A 25,951-nucleotide genomic window follows, 5' to 3' on the forward strand; every position below is an offset into this window, starting at 1 on the left:
GAGACGGTCGAGCATCCCTTTGGGACGATCAAGGCGCGGATGGGCGCGACCCACTTCCTGATGAAGCGGCTCCGCAACGTGAAGACGGAGACGGCGCTCGCCGTCCTCGCCTACAACCTGACGCGGGTCATGAACATCCTGGGCGTCGGCGCGCTGATGGCGGCAATCCGGGCCTGATCCGCCTCCCTCCGGCCCAGAACACTGCTGGAGCCCGTCAGGTCGCCAACGACGGCAAGACGCCGAACCGCCAGCTCGATCCACGCCCGAGCACCAGCGGCGGCCAGGTTGAGCCGATGCCGCCAGCGTTTTCACACGACCAAGACCCGAAGGGGACGCTCCAATCCCCAGATCGCAAATATTGGCACGCCAACACTTGCTAACGCCGACTTCACCGTGGTATAATGTTGTCGTTGGTTAGTAAATAGACAGGTTGCGACCCAACATTTACCTCACCAAGAGGGAGTCTCAATGGGAATAGAAGACATTCTTAATCTTAATATTGCCATTTCCTATATTTTACTATCTTTGTTGACATAGACATTGGCTGCCTGAGGGGGCGGCATCCTCACCATCCACGAGAGAGTGGGGATGTCTCTCTCCAGGACGTCGTTTCAAGAAAAGTGCCCGCGAGAGGCTGACCTCGCAATGCCGCCGGAAGCCGCTTGTGACGCTTTGCGGCCTGACCGCCCAACGGCTAGGCCGTCGGAAGGCATGGCAAGTGATGGAGCGCGCCATTTTTTTGAGGACACATCTGCCTGCACAGCCCTGTTGTTCAGCCGACGTATTGGCGCAATACTATGGTTCCATATTGCCAAACTGACTTCAAGCGACCGAACCACTCATATGAACGACTCCTTTAAGAAGACCAGTTCTCAGCCGCAGAGAATGCCCAGCATCCTTGATAAAGAGCTAGAGGATCGTAGCGCAGACGCCTTCGGACATCAGGACTACGCGGACGCGCTGCGAGATCTGATCGAGGCCCCCACAAACAGACCACCGTTTAGTGTCGGGCTGCTTGGGCCTTGGGGGACGGGCAAAAGCTCGATCAAGGCCCTCTACCGCCGCGACCTGGAATCCGACAAGTCAGGAACTGCCGAAAACCGTCGATCCGATCGCATCCATGTCATCACCTTCAACGCGTGGCGCTTCGGCGGCGAGCAGGACTTAAAGCGCGCATTGCTACGAGAATCCTTCAAACAGCTGGGCGGGAATGAGGCCGCGCTGCGTCGCGCACTCTTCGAGCAGGTGAATAAGGTTACGCACGAGAAGCGAAGGTTTAGAGACTGGTTTGGTGAGGCGTTTGGCCAACTTATAGGGTCGACGGCCATTCTTTTATTACTCTTTGTAGCCGCCATATCGATTACGTGGCTTTTTGTATGGTCGACCGGCCTGGAGGCGCAATACTCTGTAGCCGGGGTCTTCGTTGCAGCAACAGCGTTGACTGGCTGGCTCGGAAAATCCATCGTCGATCTGCGTGTTCGCGCACCTGCGCAGTTCCTGCCTCAGACGTCTGTTTCGTTCCCCGCGACATCAGCGGAAGAATATGAGCGTTTGCTGACAGATCAGATTACCGAGTTCAGGCGGGGTGTCGGCCGAAAGTGCGAGCGCTTGGTTGTCTTTGTCGATGATCTCGATCGGCTGTCAGCTCCGGAGATGGTCGCCGGTCTCGACGCCATCCGCACGTTTCTCGAACTGCCGTTTAATACGTCGGAAGACGGTTTCGGCGTCGTTTTTGTCATTTCATGCGACGAGGACAAGATCGCGGAGGCGATACAGCGGCGAAGTGGAGCCGGCAGTCCTGACTTGCCCGGCGCTGTATTTTCGCGTGGGGATGCGCGCCGGTATCTCGACCGCCTGTTTCAATACCGGTTGGAGATCCCTCAGTTTCCGAAGTTGGACATGCGCGATTTTGCGCTGAAAAAGCTTCAGGGTATAGAGAGCGTAGCTACCGATCTCGAAAAGCGGAAAGTTGCGCTGGAAGACGTTATAGATCGACTGATCCATGTCGATGTGCAGAGCCCACGGAACGCCATTCAACTCTTGAACGCCTTCATACAGTCTTGGTGGATCGGTAGTCTGCGTGAACGCAACGGTGTCGGATCCAGTGCACCCGGTGCGTTGCACAAAGGCGCCGTGACCGACCACCCGCTCTCATTGGCGGCACTGTGCGTGCTTCGTGTTGACTTTCCCGATTTCTACGATGCGGTGCAGACCCGTCCGGAAATCATTTCAGAATTCCGTAGCTCGGTCTTTGGTGGGAAGCCACCAATGGAACTGGCGCCGCAGGCGCGCGAATTGCTTAGAGATTTCCTCGTTGCAGACAAGAACGGCGATCTGACCGGCGAGGTGCGAGCGGACCGCCGGACGGACCACCGAAAGCTCCGACGTTATCTTTCCAGCCTGGCGGACCTGCGGTGGCCGGTCGTATTGCAACCGCTGCTGCGGCTTGCTGAAGACCCAATTACGCGGAAGTTCGGCGACAGAGCGGCCACTGTTTTCGATAGCCTCGTCTCCGGCGATGATGCGGGCGTGTTGGAGGCGTTCGGACGGAATTTGGACGACAAATCCCTCGCTGACGAAGATGTCGTGCTGCTGGAGGATTTCGGAGAGGCATTGCCGCAGGAAACCGAGGCGAGGCGTGTCAATGCCGCGCGCGTTCTCGCTGCGTTGGTAGATCGGATACCTCAGGAGCGAAGACGCAGAATTCTGTCTCCGCTCATAAGGCAGATGGCGGCGCTGAAGGCCGTTCGTATGAACGTCCAGCCTGGGCGCGCCCGGCAGATCATCGAGGGCGCAACGGCTGAGGATCGACGTGATGTTGCCGAAAGGTTTATCACCGATCTTTTGAATTTAAATCCGCTGGATTGGCGTCTAGCTACAGGTGGCGAGCCTAACCTAGATGAGGTGATAGGCGCTGTCAGGGATGCGGTCGATCTTGCCCTGGAAGTGAAGGACGCCAACGGTTTGCCTCCCAGCGCGGATGCCATGCTCAGGGATTGGCTGTTGAAGCGCGAAGTCCGCCTCGGAGGTGAGTCGCAGACTTTACCGTTCACCGAACTCGAAGGGTGGATGGAGAGATACAGCGATCTTCTTCTCGAATATCTGGCGACAGACTACTCAGATCAGGCTATTGGTGAGCTCGAAGGAACAGAGCGCGCTCTTGAAGTTGCACCGCCGGTTCTCGCGAGAATTTCTTCGATACTCGCCGACACTGCGGCGCTCGGACAGGAAGAGCGTGAGGTGCTATGGGGTCAGTTGACTCGGCTGATAGGGGTTCAGCCGCGAACCGCGGCTGAGGCCGCATGGGCGGAAGCTGCACGGTATAGCACTCTTGCCCGTCCAGACGAAAGGCGGGCGTTTCTGGCCGCGTTCGCGACGCGGCTCTGCAAAGAGATTGAAGATGGAGAGAATTGGCCGCTCGACCGAACCCAAGGCGCCATCAAGATTATCGATTTGATCGCGGAATGGCAGGCGGATATTGACCTGAAAACGGCAACGACTCTGGAAAAGCTCATCTTGCTGTGGGCAAAGGAATCTTCGCACGAGAGCTTTGCTCTTCGAGCGCTGGATGTATTGAAGGGCCAGGCGAAAGAGTCCTGGGATCGGATTATATCGGAACTCAGCCAACTGGAGCTCTCCGCGAGGCCGAATGATGTTTCAAGATACCTGGGACGAAGTTTTGGCGAAATTGCGATGGCCGGAAAGAACCAGTTAGTAAAGAAGATGGATGCGCTTATCAACGATAACGAGCCAAATGAAGAGTCTATCGAAAGCTACAAAACCGTCGTGAAGAGCATGCCGGAAATGGCGTGGTCTGCGGCACCGCTCAACGACCACCTTGGTCGGCTCTTGGATCGCATCAGCGCAATGCACAACAATGCGGCCTACCTGGGCCATTTCCTTCCGGTCGCTTCAGGCATTTTTTAAGTTCGCAGCGAACGGCAAGGTAGCGCAGATTTTGACGCTGCTGTTTTCTAATGCTGCCGGCACGCCAAAGGCATATATCGTTGCTCACCGATGCATGATAGGCGCATGGCCCAAACCTGACGATCAGACTGGCAATTATAAGCCGAATGATATCGTAACGAGGGCGTGTCAATTCATTCAAGATCAGCCCGGAAATGCGGGCGTGGGCGATGTATATGGATCGATATGTGACCTCGCGCAGAGAGGTTTGGCGGGTGGCAAGATCAATCAAGGAATTTCAGATGTAACCCCGATCGTGTGGAGTATGGCACCAGGCCGTGTTTCGGCGTTTTCCCCCTTCGTTGCGGCAATATTGGCGCCCGCAAATGTAGCAGAAATTCTTACAGGTGCGCAGGCGCAAGATTTAGAAATTGACGATCTATCCACGTTACTGACTGATACATCGAAGGTCTTCGATTCCAACAAACGGCATGATGTGGCCAGGCGCATTCTGGCTTCGCTGCCTGTGACGTTGCTTGAAAAACCCGATGGGGCGCTCGGGTGTTGGGTTTCGTGTGTCGCCGAGGAGGACCCGGGGTTCGCAATAGATCTTCTTGCCGATGATGGGTTTAACGATGAGCAGCGGAACCGGATTCTTGCGCGCGTAGGAGATGAAGCACTTGCCGAGGCACCAGCTTCATTGGATGGGGTGTTGAAGGACGCGACGCGCCCCAAAACGAGAAATGCGCTTATCGAGCGACTCACACAAGTCGGGAAATGCTGCACCTCGAAGAGCGCAAGGAGCAGGCTTGCGGAACGCATGATTGCCTCTCTGCCTATGCTGTCCGGAGAGGAATTGCACTCTGTAGGCCGGCAAATCGCGGACTTGGGTGGCGTGAGCGCGCTTGAGCGCAATGAGGAGGTTTTGGCCAAGCTTGATGCAGAGCAATCTCGCGTCCTTGCTAACGCATTTCCTTCGTCTCGCCGGCTCCGCAATGCACTAGATGTCCCCGAGAGCTAGTGCACGGAGTGTGCGCGGGGCCAGTTACGGCCGTCCGCTCCTAGCGCATTGCCGCCCCGGCATGAGGAGCGGTCCGCGGGGCCCCAAGCGGCCCGGCCACCGACGATTCAGTCAGAACCACAGGTCGGAAACGCAGCGGCCGTCCCTGGGGAGATCGTCGAATGCTCCGAGACCGTCGAAGTGGTCGATCGGCAGGGCCTGGATCGGGTCGGGCTCGGTCAGGCGAAGGTTGACCGCCGTCCAGTAGCGGCCGTCCTTGCCCGGCCTCGTCGCCACATAGTGCGTCACGCACCCGCAGGCCGGGCAGAAGTGAAAGTCGATCGCCCCGCCGTCGGCGCGGCGATAGGCGGTCGTGTCACCGGACGCGTGTATATCGTGGCCGATGTGGCCGTAGGCCCAGAGGACGCCATAGCGGCGGCAGATCGTGCAGTTGCACGCGGTGACCGACTCCGGCGGCGTGTCGAGCGTCCAGGTCACACGTCCGCAGTGGCAGGTTCCTCGCATCGTCTCGGGCTCCTGTCGCCGGTGCCGGTCGCGCGCTGGGGGCGGGCGTCGACCCGCGTCTGCTGTCAATCTACGCGTGCGACCGCCGGTTCGCCAGCCGTGGCTTCCCCGACGGCCCCTCCTGGCGCAAACCGGGCTCTGCTGGGCACGCACGGGAACGGCCGTTGCGCGCCCCTATCTGCTTCACCCCATCACCTTCCCCAGAAACCCCAGCATCGCCGCGTTGAATTGCGCCGGCCGCTGCAGCGGGGCGAAGTGGCCGACGCCGGGCAGGGGGATCAGCTCGGCGTCGGGGATGGTGGCGGCCAGGTAGGCGGCGTGCTCGGGCTCGACGAACTCGTCCTGCTCGGCCTGGACGACGGCGACCGGCACGCGGATCCGCGCGAGGGCGCGCGGGGCGTAGTTCGGCTGGGTCTGGCGCATCGTGTCGTGCGCCCTGGCGACGGCCGGGAACTGGTCCGGCGTCGCCGAGAGCGCGGCGTAGTCCGCGGCCTGGCGGGCGAGGACGCGGTCGAGCCGCGGGCCGGGCTCGACCTCCCGCAGGCCGCCCGGATCCATGGCGCAGCCGAAGAACAGCACGCCGGCGACCCGCTGCGGCGCCTTCATGGCCAGGATCAGGGCGACGGCGGCGCCGTCGCCCCAGCCGACCAGGCCGGCGCGCTCGATCTTCAGGGCGTCCAGCACCGCGAGCAGGTCGGCGACCATGACCTCGTAGCGGAACGGCCGGGCGTCGCGGCTGCTGCGGCCGTGGCCGCGGCTGTCGATCACGACCGCGCGCCGGCCGGCGGCGCGCAGGGCCGGCACCTGGTGGCCCCAGTCGCCGCCGTGGCCGAGCCCGCCGTGCAGCAGGATCACCGGCGGGCCCTCGCCGAAGCTCGCGTAGCGGAGCCGCGCGCCCTCGTGCTCGACCCAGCCCTCGGCGTCCGGCTTCGGCAGGGGCGGGGCGCCCTCGGCCGCGTAGGTCGTCAGCTCGTCGTCCGGGCGCGCATCGGCGGGGCTTTCGTCGTCCGGGCTTTCGTCTTTGGGGCGGTCCATGGCGTCCTGTCCGGGAGGATGGCCGGACAGTCTACGCCCTGTGCCGCCCCAGGTCCCGGCCCCCGGTCCCGTCCCGGCGGCCGGCCGCGCACCCCGGTGCGCCCGGCCCGACCCTACTCCAGCAAGGTCACCTTGCCGTTGGCGACGTCGTAGAAGGCGGCGACGACCTTCAGCCGGTCCTTCTCCTTGAGCAGGTCGGCGATGACCGGCGAGGACTCGGCGATCAGCTTGGCCTGGTTGCGGGCGTTGACGCCGGCGGTCTTGTCGATGCCCGTCCCCTCCTGGAAGACGGCCGGCATGATCGGCGCGTAGAGCGCGCTGATCTGGCCCGGGACGGCCTTGCGGTAGAGCGCGGCCTCGACCGCGCCGCAGCGGCCGTGGGCCAGGACCATGACGACCCGGACGCCGAGCACCGCCGCGCCGTACTCCAGGCTGGCGATGATCTCGGGCGTCGCGATGTTGCCGGCGACCCGGCAGACGAAGAGGTGGCCGATGGTCTGGTCGAAGACCAGCTCGACCGGCACGCGGCTGTCGGCGCAGGACAGCACGGCGGCGAAGGGCTCCTGCTTCTCGGCCGTGTGGTCGTGCAGCATCTTCAGGTCGTGGTCGAAGGAGGTCATCTTGCCGTCGAGGTAGCGCTGGTTGCCGGCCATCAGCTCCTTCAGGGCCTGGTCGGCGGTCAGGGTGGTCTGCGCCAGGGCAGGGCTCGGCGCCGCCAGGCCGCTGCCCAGGCCCGCCGCCAGCCCGACCGCGAGGCCGCCGGCGGCCGTTCCCGCGACGCCGCTCCGCAGGAAGCCGCGCCGCGACAGGCCGGGGGAGGGTGAGGGCGAGGCGGCGGGCGCCGCACCGTCGCCGGCCTCGGGATGGCAGGCACAAAGGTCCGGACCGTCCCGGTGCGAATGCTCGGAAGCAGCCATCGTGCGTCGTCCTCTTCCCTGCGCTGCGGCCGAAGCGGGGGCAGGCCGCGCCGCGCCTGCCGAGGATGCGCCCCCGCAGGGAGTCTACCTTTGCTTGCGTAATTCCCCAAGTGAATACGCGACAATATAGCATCCGGGGCCGGGTCCCCGCGGACGGCCGGTCACGGGGACCGGTCGCGAGGGCCTGGCGCCGGTCCCGGCGGGTGCCCGCGCGCCGGTGGCCGCGTCAGCCCCTGAGGTCCGCCAGGTCGGCCGTGAGCGCCTTCTGATAGAGGCCGGCGTCGTAGTGGTAGCAGATCACCTTGAAGCCGCGGGCCACGAGCCGCCTGCCCCAGTCGACGCTGCCGACGAAGGCGCCCGCGGGCTTCCCGGCGGCCTCGCAGGCGGCGAGGATGCGGTCGACGGCCTGGCCGAAGGGCTTGCTGTCGAACGCGCCCGGCGTGCCGACCGCGAAGGACAGGTCGGAGGGGCCGATGAAGGGCACGTCGACGCCCTCGACGGCGGCGATCGCCTCGACGTTCGCCAGGCCGTCCGGCGTCTCGATCATCGGCATGACCAGGGTGCGGCGGTCGGCGACCGCGACCTTCTCGGCGAAGCCGCCGGGCCGGTAGTCGTCGTGGGCCGCGCCGAAGGCGGCGCCGCGCACGCCGGCCGGCGGGTAGCGGGTCCAGGAGACGATGCGCGCGGCCTGCTCGGCGCTGCCGACCATCGGCAGCAGCAGCCCGAGGGCGCCGAGGTCGAGCAGGCGGGCGACGCTCTCGTAGGTCTTCTGCAGCGGCCGCACGAAGGGCGTGACCGACAGGCCCCGGCAGGCCGCGACCTGGGCCTTGACGTCGGCCTCGCCGAGGCCGCTGTGCTCCAGGTCGTAGATCAGGAAGTCGGCGCCGGCCGCCGCGGCGATCGCCGGCAGCCCGGGCACCGCGAAATCGAACACGAAGGTGCCGTACTGGGCCTGGCCGGCCGCCAGGGCCTGCTTCACCGGATTGTCGCGCATCGCCGCCTCCCGCTCGTTTCCTGGTCGCGCGGGAGCTTAGCGCCCGGGCGGGCGGGGACGAAGCGCGGGTTTCACACCTCTCCCGTTCGGGGAGAGGTCGGAGCGCGCGCAGCGCGGTCCGGGTGAGGGCCGCGCCCAGACGGCCGGGCCCGCACTGGCTGAGCCCGGTGAAGCGCCTGTGCCAGCCCTCACCCGAAACGCTGCGCGTTTCGACCTCTCCCCGGGGGAGAGGTGACCGACCTCACGCCATCCACCAGCGCTCCATCGACTTCCAGCCGTCGAGGTTGCGGTTGGAGGCGAGCGCGCCGTGGGCGACGCGGGTCGAGCGGGCGTCGACGTACTGGGCGTAGACCGGGATGATCGTGCCGCCGTCGTCCCGCACGATCTCCTGCATCTCCCAGTACATCTGGCGCCGCCTGGCCTCGTCGAGCTCGGTGCGGGCCTCGACCAGCAGCCGGTTGAAGCGCTCGTTCTTCCAGTGGGTGTCGTTCCAGGGCGCGTCGGCGGCGTAGCCGGTCGTGAACATCAGGTCCTCGGTCGGCCGGCCGCTCCAGAAGGCGGTGCAGAAGGGCTTCTTCAGCCAGACGTTGGACCAGTAGCCGTCCTTCGGCTCCTGGGCGACCTTGATCTCGATGCCGGCCGCGGCGGCCGAGGCCTGGAACAGCACGGCGGTGTCGACCGCGCCGGTGAAGGCGGTGTCGGAGCAGTGCAGGGTGACCGACAGCCTGTCCAGGCCGGCCTTCTTGAGGTGGAACTTCGCCTTGTCGGGATCGTAGGCGCGCTGCTCCATCCGGTCGTTGAAGTAGCGGTTGGCCGGCGTGATCGGACTGTCGTTGCCGACGCGGCCGTAGCCTCGCATGATCTTCTCGACGATCTGCTTGCGGTCGATCGCGTACTTGAGGGCGAGGCGCACGTCGACGTCGTCGAAGGGCGCCACGTCGCAGAACATCGGCAGGGTGTAGTGCTCGGTGCCGGTGACCGCCTCGATCACCACGTCCTTGCGCCGCTTCATCAGGCCGACCGTGTCGAGGTCGACCGCGTCGATCGCCTCGACCTCGCCGGTCATCAGCGCGTTGGTGCGCGCCGCGGTGTCGTTGAGCGCCAGCGCCTCGACCCGGTCGAAGTGGGCGCGGCCCGGCTTCCAGTAGCCGGGATAGCGCTCGCCGGCATAGCGCACGCCGGGCTCCGCCTCGACCAGCTTGTAGCCGCCGGTGCCGACGCCGTCCTGCCAGTGGCTCTTGCCGTCGAGCGAGGGGAAGATGATGAAGAAGTACTCGGCGGTGACGTAGGGGAAGTCGGCGTTGCCGGTCTCCAGCGCGAACTCGACGGTGCGCCGGTCGCGCTTGCGGATCTCCTTGACCGCCTTGATCAGGGCCTTGCCCGAGGACTTGCTGTCGGGGCCCCGGTGGTAGTCGAAGGAGGCGATGACGTCGTCGGCCTCCAGGGTCTTGCCGTTGTGGAAGGTGACCCCATCGCGCAGCCTGAAGGTCCAGACGCTGGCGTCCTCGTTCGGCGTCCATTCCTCGGCGAGCTCCGGGACGGCGACGCCGTTCTCGTCGATCTCGGCCAGGCAGTTGCCGACCGCGCCGGTCATGAAGTGGTTGATCATGCCGGTGCCGTAGGTCGCCGGATCGAGGGATTCCGCGGTGTTGCCGCCGCGCAGGCCGAGCCGGAACAGGCCGCCCTGCTTCGGCATGCCGGCCGCCCCGGCGCCGCGCGGCAGCAGGCCGAGACCGGTGCCGGCGAGGGCGCCGGCGGCGGCGAGGCCCTGGTTGAAGCGGCGGCGGGTGATCCTCGGGTCGGTCATGGGCTGCTTCTCCCTGCTGGTTCGGTGCCTGCCGCCGTCGCGCCCCTCTGCCGGGGACGGCGCGGCGTCGCCCAAGCCTCCGCCGAAGCGCGCGGCCGCACTATGCATTCTGCCGCGCCGTTGCCGGCTCTTTGCCGCAACCTCAGGGCGCGTCGGCGACGACCGGCGCGTCGAGCCTGCGGCGGTCGGCGCTGGGCGCGACGCCGAAACGCTCGCGATAGGCCTGGCTGAAGCGCCCGGCATCGGCGAAGCCGCAGGCGAAGGCGATCTCGCTGACCTTCAGGGCGGTGCGGCGCACCAGGTCGCGGGCCCGGCGCAGCCGGATCGAGCGGTAGTAGCGGATCGGCGGCTCGCCGGTCGCGGCACGGAAGCGGCGCTCGAAGGAATCGCGGGAGAGCTCCAGCCGCCCGGCGATCTCCTCGGCGCGCAGCGGCGGCTCCATGTGCGATTCCATCAGGCCGATGGCCTTCAGCATCAGCGTGTCGGACAGGCCCGTGCGGGCGCGCAGCGAGAGGGTGCCGCGGTCGATCGAGCGGCGGGCGCGGTCGTGGACGAACCAGTCCGAGACTGCCGTCGCCAGCGCCAGGCCGTGGTCCTGCTCGATCATCTCCAGCGCCATGTCGAAGGCGCTGACTCCGCCGGCCGACGTGAAGCGGCGGGGCTCGACGACGAACAGCTCGGCGGTCAGGGCGACGGCCGGGAAGTTCTCGCGGAACGAGGCCTCGCTCTCCCAGTGGATCGAGCAGCGGTGGCCGTCCAGCAGGCCGGCGCGGGCGATGAAGAAGGCGCCGTCGGCGACCGCGCCGACCTGGGCGCCGCGCCGGGCCTCGCGGCGCAGCCAGCTCCAGGCGCCCTGCGGCGCGATGCGGTCGGCGTCGCCGCCGGAGACGACGGCGATGCGGTCGAACTGCGGCTGGTCCTCGGGGCTGCAGGCGGCCTCGATGGTCAGGCCGTTGGAGGCCGCCACCGGGCCGGCCCGGAGGCCGACGATGGTCCAGCTGTAGGCCGGCCGGGCGCCCAGCGGGTTGGCGGCGCGGAACGGCTCGAGGAAGGCGCTGAACGCCATCATCGGGAAGTTCGGCAGCGCCAGCACGCCGATCCGGGGGCGCTTCGCCGTCTGCTCAGGAGTTGCCGCCGTGGCCATCCTACCCGCTCCGCCGGTCCGGGTTCTGGAGCGACTTGCGCGGAGGGCAGCTTAGCGGGCCCCGGCCGCCCGGGAAATCGCCGTTGCCAGGGGCGGGCGGGGAGGAGGAGGGGGGCGGGGAGGAGGAGGGGGGCGGGGCGGCGGCCGCGCTACTCGACGGCGCCGAAGCCGAGCAGGTGGGTGACCCGGCCGTCCTCGATCAGCGGCAGCCGCAGGCTGACGACCGCGCGCCAGGCGCGGCCGATGTGATCCAGGGACCAGCCGCTGCAGACCGGCCGTCCCTGGCCGACGCAGAGCGCGTCCCGGCGCTGCCAGCGGGCGCGCAGCGCCTCGGGGAAGCCGGCGCTGACCTCGTCGAGGTAGCGGCCGGTCGAGTCGTAGCCGATGCCGGCGGCGATGCCGGTGCCGATCAGGCGGTAGCGCAGGCGGCCGGTCTCCGGCTCGACCTCGATCAGGAAGACCTGGGCCAGCAGGCGGCCGAGCTCCTCGGGCAGGACGTCGGCCCGGCGCGGCGGGCGGCCGTCGCGCCAGTGCGCCAGCCAGTAGTCGAAGAAGAGGCGCCCGTCACGTCTCGGCAGGGCCGTGCCGAAGGCGGCGAGCTCGTCCAGGCTGACGGCGGGGTCGAGGCACGACGGCCCCGCGAAGTCACCCAGTTCCACCTGCTGGACCCGTGCATCCATCATGACCTTCCGACGGGCGCCCGGCGCCGCCCGATTCCTTGCCGTCGTCTTGCGGGAACGAGGACGGCGCCGCTGTCGAGGCGGCGCCGTTCACCGAGTACTTACCCGTGACAAGTGGCGGCGCCAAATCGTTTGCAAGGCGTTTACCAAAAAAGCACGAAACGGGAGGACTTCGAGAGGGCTCCCGGAACAGTCGTTCGGGAAACCGGCCCGGAGCGGCATTTGATTTCGCCCGGAGCGGAGCGTCGCGGCCGGTCGGGCGGCCGTCGAAGCCGCGCGCATGGCTGGGGAGACGGTGCGGCTCGGCCGTTGCGCAACGCGCGCGGCCTGTGCCAAAGCTAGCCGCTCCAGTTTCCGCCGAACGAGGGGAGTGCCGCCCGTGGCCGATATCCGCCTGTCCAACGTCTCGCTGCTCCAGGCTGCCTGGCCGGTCCAGGGCGCCCAGCAGCGCGTCCTGCGCGACCTCCTGATGATCGTCGCCGGCTCGATCCTGCTGACCGTCTCGGCGAAGATCCAGGTGCCCTTCTGGCCGGTGCCGATGACCATGCAGACCTACGCGGTGATCCTGCTCGGCGCGGTCCTGGGCTGGCGCGTCGGCACGGCCAGCGTGCTGCTCTATCTCGCCGAAGGCGCGATCGGCCTGCCGGTCTTCGCCGCCGGCGGCGGGCTCGCCTACTTCGCCGGCCCGACCGCCGGCTACCTGGTCGGCTTCGCGCTCAGCGCCCTGCTGGTCGGCCTGCTGGCCGCGCGCGGCTGGGACCGGCGCCTGCCGACCGCCCTGCTGATGATGGCCGCCGGCACCGTCGTGATCCTGGCGCTCGGCGTCGCCTGGCTGTCGGTCTTCCTGGGCAGCCTCGACAAGGCGGTCGCCGCCGGCCTGACGCCCTTCCTGCTCGGCGCCGTCTTCAAGACCGCTCTCGCCGCCCTGACCGCGCCGCTCGGCTGGAAGCTGGTGCAGCGCCTGCGGGGGTAGGGCGCCCAAACCCACAAGTTCCCTCTCCGCCCCCGGGGGGCGGAGAGGGCAGGGAGAGGTGGGGCGATCCTTCCGCTCCGTCTGCGCTGCGTCGACGGCGCGCCCCCACCTCACCCCGACCCTCTCCCCCCCAAGGGGGCGGAGAGGGGGCTTCTCCGCGTCGCAGGGAGGAAGCCATGAGACGAACGATCGGTCTGCTGTTCGGCCTGAGTCTTGCAGCCCTGCCCCTGGCGGCGCGGGCCTACGACTGGGCTGAGGCGGCGGGGGACGATCCCCAGTTCGCCGCCTCCAAGGCGATCTGCCGCCGGCTGCAGGGCCTCGAGGCGCCGCCGGCCGACCGGCCGGACGCGGCGATGGCGGCGCAACTGAAGGACTGCAGCTCCGAGACGCTCTACTACGGCATCGGCGTGCCGGCCGATCCGGAGAGGGCGCGGCTCTGCGCCTTCGTCGAGCAGCAGAAGGACCTCGGCGGGCTCGGCGGCACGGCGATGCTGATGACGGTCTATGCCAACGGCCTGGGGGCGAGGCGTGACCTCGACCTCGCGACCGCCTACGCCTGCCGGATCGAGGGCGCCCCGGCCGAGTCGGACGGCCGGGTCCTGCACCTGCAGCGCCTGAAGGCCGAGGGCTGGGACGGGCACGACTTCAGCTTCTGCGACGACATCACCAGCGGCTATGCCGGCGGGCTCTGCGCGGTCCACGCGGCAGCCATCGAGGACGCGAAGCGCGCGCAGGCGGCGGCCGGCCTGACGCAGGGCTGGAGTGCCGCCGAGACGCGGGCCTTCGCCACCCTGCAGAAGGCGAAGGACGCCTACATCTCGACCAGCGTCGACAACGAGGTCGACCTCAGCGGCACCGCCCGGGTCGCCTTCGAGGTCGAGCAGCAGCAGGCGCTGGAAGAGCAGTTCCTGGCGACGCTGAAGCAGCTCGAGGCGGGAGCGGCGCCCCACGAGGCCGCTTCCTACGCGGCCGCGGACCAGCGGCTCAACCTGCTCTGGAAGCAGGTCATGGCGGCCGAGGACCCCTTCTGGGGCACGGTCACCAAGGAAGGCATCCGCACCGCCCAGCGCGCCTGGCTGCGCTACCGCGACGCCTGGGTCGCCTTCGCGGCCGTCAGGTTCCCCGGGATCCCGGCCGACGACCTGCGCGCGCTGCTGACCGAGCAGCGCAGCAAGCTGCTCGAGGACTTCGCCGGTTAGGACCGGCCCGCCGGTCAGCGCTTGACGATCAGCTCGCGCGGCGTCGTGCAGAAGGGCTCGGCGCCGCGCTCGATGACCCGGAAGCATTCCGAGATCTCGATGCCCCAGTCGTCCTGCCAGATGCCCGGGATCAGGTGGATCGTCATGTCGGGCTTCAGCTCGGTCGTGTCGCCGGGCCTGAGCGACAGGGTGTGCTCGCCCCAGTCGGGCGGGTAGTTCAGGCCGCAGGAATAGCCGATCCGCGATTCCTTGAGCAGGCCGCCCCTGGCCACGGTCTCGCGCCAGGCCCGCTCGACCGCCTCGGCGGTGGCGCCGGGCCTGGCGGCCGCGAGCGCCGCCTCGATGCCCTCGACGACCCACTTGGCGGCCTCGGCCAGACGCTGCGGCGGGCTGCCCAGGAACAGGGTGCGCGCCTGCGGGCAGTGGTAGCGCAGGCGGCAGCCGGCGAGCTCCAGGATCGTCGCCTCGCCGCTCCTGAAGGGCGCGTCGCTCCAGGTCAGGTGCGGCGTCGAGGTGCCGAGGCCGGTCGGCAGCATCGGCACGATCGCCGGGTAGTCGCCGCCGAACTCCGGCGTGCCGGAGACCGCGGCGCGGTAGATCGCCGCCGCGGCGTCGCACTGGCGCACGCCCGGGTCGATCGACTCGATCGCCGTCGACATGACCAGGTCCATGATCTCGCCGGCCTGCTGCATCAGCGCAATCTCGGCCGGCGACTTGACGATGCGCAGCCAGTTGACCAGCAGGTCGGCGTCCTGGAAGGAGGCGTTGGGCAGCGCGCCCTGCAGGGCGCCGAGCGCGCGCGGCGAGAAGTAGTAGCTGTCGGTCTCGACGCCGATCCGCTTGCCGCCGAGGCCGTAGCCCTCCAGCACCTGGCCGGCCCAGCCCATCGGGTGCTTGAGCGGGGTCTGCACGTAGTCGTCGGGGTAGGGGTGGATGTGCTCCGGCTTCAGGAAGGTCGTGACGCGCGCGCCGTTGACGTCGATGCCCCGGCCGATCCACAGCGGCTGCTCCAGCTCCTGGCCGATCACGACGCACTGCGGCGTGTAGAAGGACCAGCCGTCGTAGCCGGTCAGCCAGTGCATGTTGGCGACGTCGGTGACGACCAGGGCATCGAGCCCGCGCGCCGCCATCTCGGCCTTGGTGCGCGCGATGCGCGCCTCGTATTCTGCCTGCTCGAAGGTCGCCATGCCCTGCTCCGCAATTGCGTTCCTCGAACCAAACCACAGCGCTGCGGCGTCGGACCAGCGCGATGCATCCCGCGCCCGGCGGGTTTTGCGTGCCGAAAGGCGCGCGCCGGGCGACACTGCAGCCGGCGAGTCGAGATCACGGAAGGAGAGGCATCTTGGCGTTCGAGGAGTTCGATCTGGCGCCCGGCATCCGGGAGTTCCTGGCCAGGAGCGAGGCCGCCTATCCGCTGAACGCGACCGAGCTGTCGCTGGCCGAGCAGCGCGCCTGCTACGACGCGCTCTGCCGCAGCTTCGCCGAGGACCGGCCGGCGGGCGTCTCGGTCGAGGAGCTCTCGGCGCCGGCGGGCGGACGGGCCGTGCCGCTGCGGCTCTACCGGCCGGCCGGGGTCGAGCGGCCGCCGGTCCTGCTCTACTGCCACGGCGGCGGCTGGGTGCTCGGCGGCCTCGACAGCCACGATGCCGTGGTCGCCGAGCTGGTCGCCGGGGCGGGCTGCGCCGCCGTCTCGGTCGACTACCGCCTGGCGCCCGAGCACCGCTGGCCGGCGCAGATCGACGACGCCTGGACGGCGCTGACCTGGCTGGCCGACGCCGCCGAGTCGCTGGGCCTGGACGGCGGCCGGATCGCGGTGGCGGGCGATTCCGCCGGCGGCCAGCTGGCCGCCGCCCTGGCGCTGAAGGCGCGCGCCGCCGCGGCGCCGCGCCTGGTCGGCCAGGTCCTGATCTACCCGGCGCTCGGTCTCGAGTTCGCCGAGCCGCAGCGCGCGCCCGCGCCCGACGGCCCGGGGCTGACCCACGCCGACATGGCGGCCTATCACCTGCAGCTGTTCGGCGCGACGGTGCCGCGCGACGCCCTGGCGCATCCGCTGCTCGCCGGCGACCTCGCGAACCTGCCGCCCGCGGTCATCGTCGCGGCCGAGTACGATCCCCTGCGCGACGACGCCGCGGTCTATGCCGAGCGGCTCGCCGCCGCCGGCGTACCGGTCGAGCATCGCTGCTTCGCCGGGCTGATCCACGGCTGCCTGCGGGCCCGCCACATGAGCCCGGCGGCCGGCGCGATGTTCGCCCAGCTCGTCGCCGGCACGCGGCGCCTGTTCGCGGCCGCCTGAGAGCCGTCAAATCGTCATGCTGCGCGGCTAGGGTGCGCCGTTGGAGAGAAGGAGGAGAAACGAGATGTCGTCCTCGCTGCCCCGGGCGGCGATTCCGCCCGCGATCACCGAGCTGACCGTCGACCACGAGTGGCTGACCGTGACCTGGAGCGACGGCCCGGCCAGCCGCTTCCCGGCGCTCTGGCTGCGCGACAACCTGCCCGAGGGCCGGCACGCGCCGGAGGGCCAGCGCACCTTCGACATCGCGACCCTGCCGGCCTACATCGAGCTCGGCGACGCCGTGCTGAACGACGACGGCCGCCTGGCCGTGACCTTCCAGCCGGAAGGACTGACCGCGATCTTCGAGCCCGACTGGCTGCGCGGCCACGACCTCTCGGCGGCGGCGCGGGCGGCGCGGCGACGGCGGCCGACGCTCTGGGACGCCGGCCTGCAGGAGCGCCTGCCGGAGCAGCCCTGGCAGGAAGCCGCCGAGGGCGGGCCGGGGCTGCTGCGCTTCCTGCGCAACCTCGACCGCTGCGGGCTGGCGATCCTGCGCGGCGGACCGGCGGAGCCGGAGACCGTCTTCGAGGCCGTCTCCTGGTTCGGCTACGTCCGCGAGACCAACTACGGCCGGCTCTTCGACGTCGTCAGCCTGGAGGCCCCGAGCAACCTCGCCTTCACCGGCCTGGCGCTCGGCCTGCACACCGACAATCCCTATCGCGACCCGGTGCCCGGCCTGCAGCTGCTGCACTGCCTGGAGGCCAGCGCCGAGGGCGGCGAATCCCTGGCGGTCGACGGCTTCGCGGTCGCCGAGCGGCTGCGCGCCGAGGCGCCCCAGGACTTCGCCCTGCTGGCGCGCCACGCGGTGCCGTTCCGCTACCTCGACCGCAAGGCCGGGGTCGACCTCTCGGCGCGCGCGCCGCTGATCGAGCTCGACGACGAGGGCCAGGTCGTGGCGCTGCGCTACAACAACCGCTCGGCCGCGCCCTTCGACCTGCCGGCCGAGGTCCTGCCGGAGTTCTACCGGGCCTACCGGCGCTTCGGCCGGCTGCTGCACGAGGCCGGCCAGCGGGTCGCCTTCCGCCTGGCGCCGGGCGATCTCTTCGCCGTCGACAACCGGCGGGTGCTGCACGGCCGCACCGGATACGGCGGGGGCTTCGGCGGACGCCGCCGCCTGCAGGGCTGCTACGCCGACAAGGACGGCCTCAGGAGCCGTCTCGCGATCCTGGAAGCGGAGCTGGAGGGGGCATGAGCCCGGTCGTCTCGGAGATCGAAGCCGTCTTCGCCGCCAAGGGCGGCGAGACCTACGGCGAGCAGGTCACCCAGCTGGAGCACGCCCTGCAGTGCGCCGCCCTGGCGGCCGCGGACGGCGCCGCGCCCTCGCTCGTCGCCGCGGCGCTGCTGCACGACGTCGGCCACCTGATCGAGGAGCCGGACGACGCCTTCGGCCAGCACCGCCACGACCGCGGCGGCGCCGCCTGGCTGAGCAGCCGCTTCGGGCCCGAGGTCACCGAGCCGGTGCGCCTGCACGTCGCCGCCAAGCGCTGGCTCTGCGCCGTCGAGCCCGGCTACTTCGACCGCCTGTCGCCGGCCAGCGTGCACTCCCTGAAGCACCAGGGCGGCCCGATGAGCGCGCCCGAGGCCCGCGCCTTCGAGGCCGAGCCCTTCCACGACCAGGCCGTGCGCCTGCGCCGCTGGGACGAGGAGGGCAAGCGCGAGGGCCTGCACGTCCGCCCGCTCGGCGACTACCGCGAGCTGCTCGAGGGGCTGGTGCTGCGGTAGATGTTCGGGCCCGTCCACCGGTCCGTGCCGCCACCTCTCCCTCCCACGCTGTCGCGTGGGCCCCTCCCTCTCCCCTGAAGCGGAGAGGGAAAACGTAACCCTCTCCGCTTCAGGGGAGAGGGTGCCGAGCGCGAGCGAGGCGGGTGAGGTGGCGGCACGGACCTGTCCGAAGGAGCAAGAATGTCCGGCAAGGTGATCCTGGTCATCCTCGACGCGCTCGGCTTCGAGGCCGCCGTCGAGAACTGCGGCTGGCTCGAAGGCCTGGTCGAGGCCGGCCAGGCGCGGCGCTGGCGCATGCGCTCCTGCCTGCCGAGCCTCTCGGCGCCGATCTACGAGACGCTGCACACGGGCACGCCGCCGGCGCTCCACGGCATCCGCTCCAACGACCACGTGCCGCTGTCGAAGGGCCCGCACGTCTTCGGCGTGGCGCGCGCGGCCGGGAAGAGGACCGCGGCCGTCGCCCACTACTTCTTCTCGGAGCTCTACAACCGCTCGCCCTGGGAGGCGCTGCGCGACGCCGAGGTCGACGACCCGGATCTGCCGATCCAGCACGGCCGCTTCTATTCGGAGCGGGGCTATCAGAAGTTCAACCTGCACCTGCCCAGCGAGCACGACCTCTGCGTCCGCGCGACCCTGGCGATCCGGCGCCATGCGCCCGACTACCTGCTGCTGCACTCCTTCTCGATCGACGCGGTCGGCCACGGCTACGGTGCCGACAGCCGCGAGTACCGCAAGCAGGTCTGGATGGTCGACAACGCGCTCGCCGAGTTCCTGCACCTCTGGACCGGCGCCGGCTACCGCGTGCTGGTCACCGCCGACCACGGCATGACCGCCGACGGCCGCCACGGCGGCAACTCGGAGGCCGAGCGCCTGGTCGCCTTCTACGACGTCGGCCATCCCGAGGGCGGCGTCGCCGGGGAGACGGTCAGCCAGCTCGCCGTCGCGCCGACGATCCTCAAGCTGATGGGGCTGCAGGCGCCGCCGGAGATGACCGAGCCGGCGCTGGGATAGCGCTCACGCCGTGGTGCCCGCCCCCCAATTCGTCATCCCCGCGAAAGCGGGGATCCAGAGAAAGGTGACTACTATGCGGACAGAGGAGGTCCGTGCAGGCCTCTTCATTCTCTGGATCCCCGCTTTCGCGGGGACGACGGAGAAGGGTGGGGGCGCGAGATGGGAAACCCGGGAACCCGCCGTCGCTAACCCGCGTGCTGGGGCTGCTCAGGCTGGCTGCCGACGGTGAAGGACTCGCCGCAGCCGCAGCGGCCGGTCTCGTTGGGATTGGAGAAGACGAAGCCGCTCTGCAGCTTGTCCTCCTGGTAGTCCATCTGGCTGCCGAGCAGGAACATGACCGCCGTCGGGTCGATGAACAGCTTGACGCCCTTGTCCTCGATGACGTCCTCGAGGCGCTTGCGCTCCTTGGCGTACTCGACGAAGTAGCTGAGGCCGGAGCAGCCGCGCGCCTTGACGCCGACGCGCAGGCCGAGGATCTGCTCGTCTTTCGGCGCGGCGGCCATCAGCTTCTTGACGCGCTCGGCGGCGGCGTCGGTCAGCGTCAGGATCGGGGCCATGGTCGGTTCCTCTCGTGTCTCGCGTCGTTCGCGATCGGTTCTCTCAATATAGGGCCTTGCGAGGCGTTCTCAAAGGCCCGTGCCGCGACCGCTTCACCCTTCGACAGGCTCAGGATGAAGCGGTTGGGGGTGCCTTCTCCAAAACCGCTTCATGGTGAGCCTGTCGAACCATGGAGCGGTTCCCGCACGGGCCCCTCAGTAGATCCCCAGGGCCAGCTTCGCGTCCTCGGTCATCTTGTCCTTGTCCCACGGCGGGTCCCAGGTCAGCGTCACCGTGACCTCGCCGGTGCCGGGCACCGCGGCGATGGTGCGGGCGACCTCGCCGGGCAGGGTGCCGGCGACCGGGCAGGCCGGGGCGGTCAGGGTCATGGTGACGTCGACCGTGCCGTCCTCGGCGATCTCCAGGCTGTAGATCAGGCCGAGGTCGTAGATGTTGACCGGGATCTCCGGGTCGTAGACCTCGCGCAGGGCGTCCTCGACGGCCGTGCGCTCGGCCGGCGGCACCTCGGGGTCCTTGGGCTCGCCGGCGTGGGCCTGGCTGCCCTCCTCGGCCTCGGACTCCATCGCGCCCGGCCAGATGTAGGGGTTGTAGTGCGGCTGGGCCGGCAGCTCGTCGGCCTCGTGCCGGCCTGCGACGTCCTCGCCCTGGATGTCGTCCGGGGTGACCACCGGGCGCTTCGGCGTCTCCTCGGTGGGGGTCTCGCGGCTCATCTTCCGGTCCTTCGAAAACAGCCCAAACATCACGCGGCCTCCGCCTGGCGACTGAGTTTCTGGATGTGCTTCAGCATGGCCATCATGCCGACCTGGCGCTGGGTGGTGAGCGCGCCGAGGTTGAGCTTGCGCACGTGGTCGAGCGTCAGGGCCTGGATCTCCTCGCTGGTCAGGCCGCTGAAGGAGTCGGTCATCATGTGGACGAGGCCGTTGACGATGGCGCCGTCGCTGTGGCCGCGGAAGTAGTGCCGGCCAGCCTTCTCCTCGTGGATGATCCAGACCCGCGACTGGCAGCCGTGCATCAGGTTCTCCCGGGTCATGGCCTCCTCCGGGAAGGGGGCGTCCTTGTGCTCGCGGGCAAGGTCGAGGATGTACTCGAAGCGCATCTCGTCATCGAGCTCCTCGAGCGCCTCCACGAACTCCTGGTATCTTTCCAGAGACATCCCGATCCCTATCCCAGCTTCGCCTTGACCTTCTCCAGCGCCGTCGCCAGCGCCTCGACGTCTTCGTGGCGGTTGTAGCAGGCGAGCGAGGCGCGTGCCGTCGCCGTCAGCCCGAGGCGCGCCATCAGCGGCTGGGCGCAGTGGTTGCCGGTGCGCACCGCCACGCCCTCGCGGTCGAGGATCAGGCCGATGTCGTTGGCGTGGGCGAAGTCGGCGTGCAGCGAGATCACGCCGCCCTTGCCCGGGGCGGTGCCGACGATCCTCAGGCCGTCGATCGCCGCCAGCCGCTGGGTCGCGTGATTGAGCAGCGCATGCTCGTGGGCCGCGACCCGCTCGACGCCGAGGCGCTGCAGGTAGTCGATGGCGGCGCCCAGGCCGACCGCCTGGGCGATCGCCGGCGTGCCGGCCTCGAACTTGTGCGGCAGCTCGGCCCAGGTCGAGCCCTCGAAGGTCACGACGTCGATCATCTCGCCGCCGCCCTGGTAGGGCGGCATGGCCTCGAGCAGCGCCTCGCGGCCGTAGAGCGCGCCGATCCCGGTCGGGCCGTAGAGCTTGTGGCCGGTGATGACGTAGAAGTCGCAGCCCAGGGCCCGGACGTCGACCTTGCCGTGGACCGCGCCCTGGCAGCCGTCGATCAGGGTCGTGGCGCCGACCGCCTTGGCCTTGGCGACGATCTCGGCGACCGGCAGGATCGTGCCGAGCACGTTCGACATGTGCGCGACGGCGACCAGCTTCGTGCGCTCGGAGAGCTGCCGCTCGAAGGACGCCATGTCGAGCCGGCCGTCGTCCTCGATGCGCGCGACCTTCAGCAGCGCCCCGGTCGCCTGGCAGAGCAGCTGCCAGGGCACGATGTTGGCGTGGTGCTCCAGCTCGGTGACCAGGATCTCGTCGCCGGCCTTCAGGGTCTGGCGGCCCCAGGAGCCGGCGACCAGGTTGATCGCCTCGGTGCCGTTGCGGGTGAAGACGATCTCGCGCTCGCTGGCGGCGCCCAGGAAGCCGCGCACCTTCTCGCGCGCGGCCTCGAAGGCCGTGGTCGCGCGGTCACTCAGGTAGTAGAGGCCGCGGTGCACGTTGGCGTACTCGGTCTCGTACAGACGGCTGACCGCCTCGATGACCTGGCGCGGCTTCTGTGCCGAGGCGGCGCTGTCCAGGAAGACCAGCGGCTTGCCGTAGACCGGGCGGTGCAGGATCGGGAAGTCGGCCCGCACGGCCTCGACGTCGTAGGGCTGGTCCAGCGCTTCAGCGGTGCTCATCGGCCGCCCTCCGTCTCGTTGCGGTCCTGCTCGCCGGCCTTCTGCAGCCAGGCGCGCACGCGGGCCAGCAGCGGCTCGCGCAGGCCCTCGTCGCTCAGGCTCTCGATCGCCTCGGCCAGGAAGGCCTCGATCAGCAGGGCGCGCGCCCGGCGCTGGTCGAGGCCGCGGCTGCGCAGGTAGAACAGGGCGTCGGCGTCGATCTCGCCGGCCGTGGCGCCGTGGGCGCACTGCACGTCGTCGGCGTAGATCTCCAGCTCCGGCTTGCTGTCGACCTCGGCCTTGTCCGAGAGCAGCAGGGTCTTGTTGAGCATCCGCCCGTCGGTCTTCTGGGCGCCGCGCTCGACCAGGATCAAGCCCTGGAAGACGGCGCGCGCCTCGTCGTCGAGCGCGCCCTTGTAGGTCTCGCTGGCCCTGGTGTCGGGTACCCGGTGGACGATGCGGGTCGTGGTGTCGCCGTGCTGCCTGCCGCGCAGCAGGTAGGCGCCGTTGAGCGCGACCTCGGCGTCTTCGCCGTCGAGCGTCAGGTCGATCTCGTGGCGCGACAGGGCGGCGCCGAGGGTCAGGGCGAAGGCCTCGTAGCGCGCCCCGGCCTCGAGCGCGCCGAAGGTCGTCGCCAGCTCGATCGCCGCCTCGTTGGCCTCCTGCAGGCGCAGGTGGGTGAGGGCGGCGCCCTTGCCGAGCCGGAGCTCGGTGACGGCGTTGGCGAGGCCGCCGGTCGGGCCGACGCCCAGGATGCGCTCGACCAGCGTCGCGCTGGCGCCCTCGCCGAGCACGACCAGGTGACGCGGCGCGTGGAACACCGGCCGTTCGCCGAGACCGCCGAGCTGGACCAGCTCGATGCGGCCCGGCACCGCGACGCCGGGCTCGACCAGCAGGACGAGGCCGTCGTCGAGCAGGGCGGCGTTGAGCGCCAGCAGGGCGAGCTGCGGGTCCGCGCCGTCCGCGTCGCCGGTGAGGGCGTCGAGGCGGCCTTCCAGCAGGCCGGGCTCGCGCTCCAGGGCCTGGGCGAGCGGCAGCAGGCGGACGCCGTCGGGCAGGCTGCCCGAACCGGTCGCCGCGCGGCTGAGCTCGGCGCGGTAGAGGCCGTCGACGAAGACCAGGCGGGCCAGCGGCTCGTCCCCGGTCAGGGCCGGCACGGCGTCCAGGCTGGCCGGCGCCTGGCGCTGCGCCGGCAGGTAGTCGCGGTCCTTCAGGGCGCGCGGCAGGTCTGTGTACTTCCAGGCCTCGAGCCGGCGATGCGGCAGGCCGAGCGCGCGGAAGCGCTCGGCGGCCGCCTTGCGGCGCTCGGCCAGCCAGGGCAGGCCGGCGCCGGGCAGGGCGGCGGCGCCCTCCTCGACCAGGCGGGCGTCGAGCAGGCGGGCGAGGGGAGGCGCGTCGCCCATCGTCACGCCGCCTCGGTCTCGTCCAGGTAGCCGGCGTAGCCGCCGGCCTCCAGCTTCTCGGCCAGCTCCGGGCCGCCGCTCTCGACGATGCGGCCGCGCGCCAGCACGTGGACCTTGTCGGGCACGATGTAGCCAAGCAGGCGCTGGTAGTGGGTGATCAGCAGGAACGAGCGGTCGGGCGACCGCAGGGCGTTGACGCCGTCGGCCACGGCCTTGAGCGCGTCGATGTCGAGGCCGCTGTCGGTCTCGTCGAGCAGCGCCAGGCTCGGCTCCAGGCAGGCCATCTGCAGGACCTCGTTGCGCTTCTTCTCGCCGCCGGAGAAGCCGACGTTGACGGCGCGCTTCAGGAACTCGTCGGACATGCCGAGCTCCTTCAGCCTGGCGCGCAGGACCTTCATGAACTTGAGGGCGTCGTAGCGCTCCTCGCCGCGGTACTCGCGCACCGCGTTGACCGCCTCGCGCAGGAAGGTCGTGTTCGGCACGCCGGGGATCTCGACCGGGTACTGGAAGGCCAGGAACAGGCCCTCGCCGGCGCGCTCCTCGGGCTCCAGGGCCAGCAGGTCCTTGCCCTTGTAGGTCACCGAGCCCTCGGTGATCTCGTAGCCCTCGCGGCCCGACAGCACGTAGGACAGGGTCGACTTGCCGGAGCCGTTCGGCCCCATGATCGCGTGGACCTCGCCGGCCGCGATCTCCAGGTCGATGCCCCGGAGGATCGGCTTGCCCTCGACAGAGGCATGAAGGTTCTGGATTTTCAGCATGCTATCGGACATTGTTCGCTTCTTGTCTCACGTTTTCATTCGTCATCCCCGCGTAGGCGGGGATCCAGAGCCATTCCTCCGAGACCCTTGGCCCCTGGATCCCCGCCTTCGCGGGGATGACGGGATAAGGGAGCGCAGGAAAGGCCGTCCTCACCCGACCGAACCCTCCAGGGAGATGCCGACCAGCTTCTGGGCCTCGACGGCGAACTCCATCGGCAGCTGCTGCAGGACCTCGCGGCAGAAGCCGTTGACGACCAGGGCGACCGCGGCCTCCTGGCCGATGCCGCGCTGGCGGCAGTAGAACAGCTGGTCCTCGGAGATCCGGCTGGTCGTCGCCTCGTGCTCGACCTGGGCGGTGCGGTTCCTGTTCTCGATGTAGGGCACGGTGTGGGCGCCGCAGCGGTCGCCGATCAGCAGCGAGTCGCACTGGGTGTGGTTGCGCGCGTTCGCGGCGCGCGGCCCCATGCGCACCAGGCCGCGGTAGGTCTGGTTGGCGCGGCCGGCCGAGATGCCCTTGGAGATGATCCGGCTGCGCGTGTTCCTGCCCAGGTGGATCATCTTGGTGCCGGTGTCGGCCTGCTGGAAGTTGTTGGTGATGGCGATCGAGTAGAACTCGCCGACCGAGTTGTCGCCCTTGAGGATGCAGCTCGGGTACTTCCAGGTGATCGCCGAGCCGGTCTCGACCTGGGTCCAGGAGATCTTGGAGTTGCGGCCGGCGCAGAGGCCGCGCTTGGTGACGAAGTTGTAGATGCCGCCGCGGCCTTCCTCGTCGCCGGGATACCAGTTCTGCACCGTCGAGTACTTGATCTCGGCGTCGTCGAGCGCGACCAGCTCGACCACCGCGGCGTGCAGCTGGTTCTCGTCGCGCTGCGGCGCCGTGCAGCCCTCCAGGTAGGAGACGTAGGCGCCCGCGTCGGCGACGATCAGCGTGCGCTCGAACTGGCCGGTGTTCTGGGCATTGATGCGGAAGTAGGTCGACAGCTCCATCGGGCAGCGCACGCCCTTGGGGATGTAGACGAAGGAGCCGTCGGTGAAGACCGCCGAGTTCAGGCAGGCGTGCTTGTTGTCGGCGTAGGGCACGACCGAGCCGAGGTACTTCTTCACGAGCTCCGGATGGTCCTTCACCGCCTCGGAGATCGAGCAGAAGATGACGCCGACCTCCTGCAGCTTCTTGCGGAAGGTGGTCGCCACCGAGACGCTGTCGAACACGGCGTCGACCGCGACGCCGGCCAGCATCTCCTGCTCCTTCAAGGGGATGCCGAGCTTCTCGTAGGTCTCCAGCAGCTTCGGATCGACCTCGTCGAGGCTCTTCGGGCCCTCCTTCGCCTTCGGCGCGGCATAGTAGTAGGACTCCTGGTAGTCGATCGGCGGGAAGTCGACCTTGGCCCACCGGGGCTCGGGCATCTCCAGCCAGTGGCGGTAGGCCTTCAGCCGCCACTCGAGCAGCCACTCCGGCTCCTGCTTCCTGGCCGAGATGAAGCGGACGATATCCTCGCTCAGCCCCTTGGGGGCCGTGTCCATCTCCAGGTCGGTCGACCAGCCGTACTTGTAGCGCTCGCCGAGCGACTTGACCTTCTCGACCGTTTCGACGCTTGCGGCCAT

23 protein-coding genes and 1 pseudogene are annotated in these 25,951 nt (G+C 69.0%); 9 read left to right on the forward strand and 15 right to left on the reverse strand.

Annotation, left to right across the window (positions count from 1 at the left end; genetic code table 11):
- The 3 genes and pseudogenes from B9O00_RS32845 to B9O00_RS32850 all read left to right on the forward strand — a co-directional run.
- A pseudogene (locus B9O00_RS32845) lies at window positions 1-177 on the forward strand (IS5/IS1182 family transposase); the annotation flags it as partial.
- A 666-nt stretch (window positions 178-843) separates the two neighbouring features.
- The gene (locus B9O00_RS30395) at window positions 844-3,927 is read left to right on the forward strand and encodes a KAP family P-loop NTPase fold protein (protein WP_159460379.1); all 3,084 of its coding nucleotides are present in this window, start codon (window positions 844-846) and stop codon (window positions 3,925-3,927) included.
- A 31-nt stretch (window positions 3,928-3,958) separates the two neighbouring features.
- Complete coding sequence (locus tag B9O00_RS32850) at window positions 3,959-4,927, forward strand: hypothetical protein (protein ID WP_143596416.1); 969 nt, start codon at window positions 3,959-3,961, stop codon at window positions 4,925-4,927.
- A 111-nt stretch (window positions 4,928-5,038) separates the two neighbouring features.
- Here B9O00_RS32850 and B9O00_RS30400 read toward each other — a convergent pair whose 3' ends face one another.
- The 7 genes from B9O00_RS30400 to B9O00_RS30430 all read right to left on the reverse strand — a co-directional run bounded on the left by B9O00_RS30400 (window position 5,039) and on the right by B9O00_RS30430 (window position 12,008).
- Window positions 5,039-5,431 carry a GFA family protein gene (locus tag B9O00_RS30400; RefSeq protein ID WP_085126924.1) on the reverse strand — a complete coding sequence of 131 codons (393 nt, stop codon included), beginning with the start codon at window positions 5,429-5,431 and terminating at the stop codon, window positions 5,039-5,041.
- A gap of 183 nt (window positions 5,432-5,614) precedes the next feature.
- Window positions 5,615-6,466 (reverse strand): alpha/beta fold hydrolase, encoded by an 852-nt coding sequence (locus tag B9O00_RS30405; RefSeq protein WP_085126926.1) that lies wholly within the window; start codon window positions 6,464-6,466, stop codon window positions 5,615-5,617.
- A gap of 113 nt (window positions 6,467-6,579) precedes the next feature.
- Complete coding sequence (locus tag B9O00_RS30410) at window positions 6,580-7,383, reverse strand: carbonic anhydrase (protein WP_085126927.1); 804 nt, start codon at window positions 7,381-7,383, stop codon at window positions 6,580-6,582.
- 226 nt (window positions 7,384-7,609) lie between these two features.
- Entirely contained in the window at window positions 7,610-8,377 is a 768-nt protein-coding gene (locus B9O00_RS30415) for an HpcH/HpaI aldolase family protein (protein WP_085126929.1), read from the reverse strand.
- Window positions 8,378-8,618: 241 nt separating this feature from the next.
- On the reverse strand, window positions 8,619-10,184 hold the full coding sequence (locus B9O00_RS30420) for an ABC transporter substrate-binding protein (RefSeq protein ID WP_085126931.1): 1,566 nt from the start codon (window positions 10,182-10,184) through the stop codon (window positions 8,619-8,621).
- A 142-nt stretch (window positions 10,185-10,326) separates the two neighbouring features.
- Window positions 10,327-11,328, reverse strand: coding sequence for a GlxA family transcriptional regulator (locus B9O00_RS30425; RefSeq protein WP_085126933.1), 1,002 nt, complete (start codon window positions 11,326-11,328; stop codon window positions 10,327-10,329).
- A 149-nt stretch (window positions 11,329-11,477) separates the two neighbouring features.
- Window positions 11,478-12,008, reverse strand: a complete 531-nt coding sequence (locus tag B9O00_RS30430) for a PAS domain-containing protein (RefSeq protein WP_159460380.1) — start codon at window positions 12,006-12,008, stop codon at window positions 11,478-11,480.
- A gap of 379 nt (window positions 12,009-12,387) precedes the next feature.
- Between B9O00_RS30430 and B9O00_RS30435 the strand changes: the two genes are divergently transcribed.
- Both B9O00_RS30435 and B9O00_RS30440 read left to right on the forward strand, forming a co-directional pair.
- Window positions 12,388-12,981 carry a biotin transporter BioY gene (locus B9O00_RS30435; RefSeq protein ID WP_235017235.1) on the forward strand — a complete coding sequence of 198 codons (594 nt, stop codon included), beginning with the start codon at window positions 12,388-12,390 and terminating at the stop codon, window positions 12,979-12,981.
- A 176-nt stretch (window positions 12,982-13,157) separates the two neighbouring features.
- Window positions 13,158-14,180 (forward strand): lysozyme inhibitor LprI family protein, encoded by a 1,023-nt coding sequence (locus tag B9O00_RS30440; RefSeq protein WP_085126939.1) that lies wholly within the window; start codon window positions 13,158-13,160, stop codon window positions 14,178-14,180.
- 14 nt (window positions 14,181-14,194) lie between these two features.
- On the opposite strand, the gene B9O00_RS30445 is transcribed toward B9O00_RS30440, so the two are convergent.
- The gene (locus B9O00_RS30445; protein WP_085126941.1) at window positions 14,195-15,367 is read right to left on the reverse strand and encodes a M24 family metallopeptidase; all 1,173 of its coding nucleotides are present in this window, start codon (window positions 15,365-15,367) and stop codon (window positions 14,195-14,197) included.
- 155 nt (window positions 15,368-15,522) lie between these two features.
- Here B9O00_RS30445 and B9O00_RS30450 point away from each other — a divergent pair, with 155 nt between their 5' ends.
- The 4 genes from B9O00_RS30450 (at window position 15,523) to B9O00_RS30465 (ending at window position 19,245) form a co-directional block, all read left to right on the forward strand.
- Window positions 15,523-16,473: an alpha/beta hydrolase gene (locus B9O00_RS30450; RefSeq protein WP_159460381.1), complete on the forward strand. Its 951-nt coding sequence runs from the start codon at window positions 15,523-15,525 to the stop codon at window positions 16,471-16,473.
- A gap of 64 nt (window positions 16,474-16,537) precedes the next feature.
- Window positions 16,538-17,704: a 2-trimethylaminoethylphosphonate dioxygenase gene (gene tmpA / locus B9O00_RS30455; protein ID WP_085126946.1), complete on the forward strand. Its 1,167-nt coding sequence runs from the start codon at window positions 16,538-16,540 to the stop codon at window positions 17,702-17,704.
- Window positions 17,701-18,234 carry a phosphonate degradation HD-domain oxygenase gene (locus tag B9O00_RS30460; RefSeq protein ID WP_085126948.1) on the forward strand — a complete coding sequence of 178 codons (534 nt, stop codon included), beginning with the start codon at window positions 17,701-17,703 and terminating at the stop codon, window positions 18,232-18,234. The genes tmpA and B9O00_RS30460 overlap by 4 nt, the downstream gene beginning before the upstream one ends.
- 180 nt (window positions 18,235-18,414) lie before the next feature.
- Window positions 18,415-19,245: an alkaline phosphatase family protein gene (locus tag B9O00_RS30465; protein ID WP_085126950.1), complete on the forward strand. Its 831-nt coding sequence runs from the start codon at window positions 18,415-18,417 to the stop codon at window positions 19,243-19,245.
- 185 nt (window positions 19,246-19,430) lie between these two features.
- Here the strand turns inward: B9O00_RS30465 and B9O00_RS30470 are convergent, their stop codons facing one another.
- The 7 genes from B9O00_RS30470 to sufB all read right to left on the reverse strand — a co-directional run bounded on the left by B9O00_RS30470 (window position 19,431) and on the right by sufB (window position 25,951).
- Complete coding sequence (locus B9O00_RS30470; RefSeq protein WP_085126952.1) at window positions 19,431-19,802, reverse strand: HesB/IscA family protein; 372 nt, start codon at window positions 19,800-19,802, stop codon at window positions 19,431-19,433.
- Between the two features lie 195 nt (window positions 19,803-19,997).
- Complete coding sequence (locus B9O00_RS30475; RefSeq protein ID WP_218822980.1) at window positions 19,998-20,513, reverse strand: DUF59 domain-containing protein; 516 nt, start codon at window positions 20,511-20,513, stop codon at window positions 19,998-20,000.
- A gap of 29 nt (window positions 20,514-20,542) precedes the next feature.
- Window positions 20,543-20,956: a SufE family protein gene (locus tag B9O00_RS30480; protein WP_085126954.1), complete on the reverse strand. Its 414-nt coding sequence runs from the start codon at window positions 20,954-20,956 to the stop codon at window positions 20,543-20,545.
- An 8-nt stretch (window positions 20,957-20,964) separates the two neighbouring features.
- The gene (locus B9O00_RS30485; protein WP_085126956.1) at window positions 20,965-22,209 is read right to left on the reverse strand and encodes a cysteine desulfurase; all 1,245 of its coding nucleotides are present in this window, start codon (window positions 22,207-22,209) and stop codon (window positions 20,965-20,967) included.
- Window positions 22,206-23,591 carry a Fe-S cluster assembly protein SufD gene (sufD, locus tag B9O00_RS30490; RefSeq protein WP_085126958.1) on the reverse strand — a complete coding sequence of 462 codons (1,386 nt, stop codon included), beginning with the start codon at window positions 23,589-23,591 and terminating at the stop codon, window positions 22,206-22,208. Before sufD ends, B9O00_RS30485 begins: the two co-directional genes overlap by 4 nt.
- A gap of 2 nt (window positions 23,592-23,593) precedes the next feature.
- A complete protein-coding gene (gene sufC / locus B9O00_RS30495) occupies window positions 23,594-24,349 on the reverse strand; it encodes a Fe-S cluster assembly ATPase SufC (protein WP_085126960.1) in 756 nt (251 codons plus the stop codon).
- Between the two features lie 150 nt (window positions 24,350-24,499).
- Entirely contained in the window at window positions 24,500-25,951 is a 1,452-nt protein-coding gene (gene sufB / locus B9O00_RS30500) for a Fe-S cluster assembly protein SufB (RefSeq protein WP_085126962.1), read from the reverse strand.

Origin of the sequence: Tistlia consotensis USBA 355, assembly GCF_900177295.1 — a bacterium.
Lineage (GTDB): Bacteria > Pseudomonadota > Alphaproteobacteria > Kiloniellales > DSM-21159 > Tistlia > Tistlia consotensis.

Coding starts and splice junctions, on each gene's coding strand:
- B9O00_RS30395 (WP_159460379.1), top strand. CDS start 844: ATGAACGACTCCTTTAAGAAGACCAGTTCTCAGCCGCAGAGAATGCCC.
- B9O00_RS30400 (WP_085126924.1), bottom strand. CDS start 5,431: ATGCGAGGAACCTGCCACTGCGGACGTGTGACCTGGACGCTCGACACG.
- B9O00_RS30405 (WP_085126926.1), bottom strand. CDS start 6,466: ATGGACCGCCCCAAAGACGAAAGCCCGGACGACGAAAGCCCCGCCGAT.
- B9O00_RS30410 (WP_085126927.1), bottom strand. CDS start 7,383: ATGGCTGCTTCCGAGCATTCGCACCGGGACGGTCCGGACCTTTGTGCC.
- B9O00_RS30415 (WP_085126929.1), bottom strand. CDS start 8,377: ATGCGCGACAATCCGGTGAAGCAGGCCCTGGCGGCCGGCCAGGCCCAG.
- B9O00_RS30420 (WP_085126931.1), bottom strand. CDS start 10,184: ATGACCGACCCGAGGATCACCCGCCGCCGCTTCAACCAGGGCCTCGCC.
- B9O00_RS30425 (WP_085126933.1), bottom strand. CDS start 11,328: ATGGCCACGGCGGCAACTCCTGAGCAGACGGCGAAGCGCCCCCGGATC.
- B9O00_RS30430 (WP_159460380.1), bottom strand. CDS start 12,008: ATGGATGCACGGGTCCAGCAGGTGGAACTGGGTGACTTCGCGGGGCCG.
- B9O00_RS30440 (WP_085126939.1), top strand. CDS start 13,158: ATGAGACGAACGATCGGTCTGCTGTTCGGCCTGAGTCTTGCAGCCCTG.
- B9O00_RS30445 (WP_085126941.1), bottom strand. CDS start 15,367: ATGGCGACCTTCGAGCAGGCAGAATACGAGGCGCGCATCGCGCGCACC.
- tmpA (WP_085126946.1), top strand. CDS start 16,538: ATGTCGTCCTCGCTGCCCCGGGCGGCGATTCCGCCCGCGATCACCGAG.
- B9O00_RS30460 (WP_085126948.1), top strand. CDS start 17,701: ATGAGCCCGGTCGTCTCGGAGATCGAAGCCGTCTTCGCCGCCAAGGGC.
- B9O00_RS30465 (WP_085126950.1), top strand. CDS start 18,415: ATGTCCGGCAAGGTGATCCTGGTCATCCTCGACGCGCTCGGCTTCGAG.
- B9O00_RS30470 (WP_085126952.1), bottom strand. CDS start 19,802: ATGGCCCCGATCCTGACGCTGACCGACGCCGCCGCCGAGCGCGTCAAG.
- B9O00_RS30475 (WP_218822980.1), bottom strand. CDS start 20,513: ATGAGCCGCGAGACCCCCACCGAGGAGACGCCGAAGCGCCCGGTGGTC.
- B9O00_RS30480 (WP_085126954.1), bottom strand. CDS start 20,956: ATGTCTCTGGAAAGATACCAGGAGTTCGTGGAGGCGCTCGAGGAGCTC.
- B9O00_RS30485 (WP_085126956.1), bottom strand. CDS start 22,209: ATGAGCACCGCTGAAGCGCTGGACCAGCCCTACGACGTCGAGGCCGTG.
- sufD (WP_085126958.1), bottom strand. CDS start 23,591: ATGGGCGACGCGCCTCCCCTCGCCCGCCTGCTCGACGCCCGCCTGGTC.
- sufC (WP_085126960.1), bottom strand. CDS start 24,349: ATGCTGAAAATCCAGAACCTTCATGCCTCTGTCGAGGGCAAGCCGATC.
- sufB (WP_085126962.1), bottom strand. CDS start 25,951: ATGGCCGCAAGCGTCGAAACGGTCGAGAAGGTCAAGTCGCTCGGCGAG.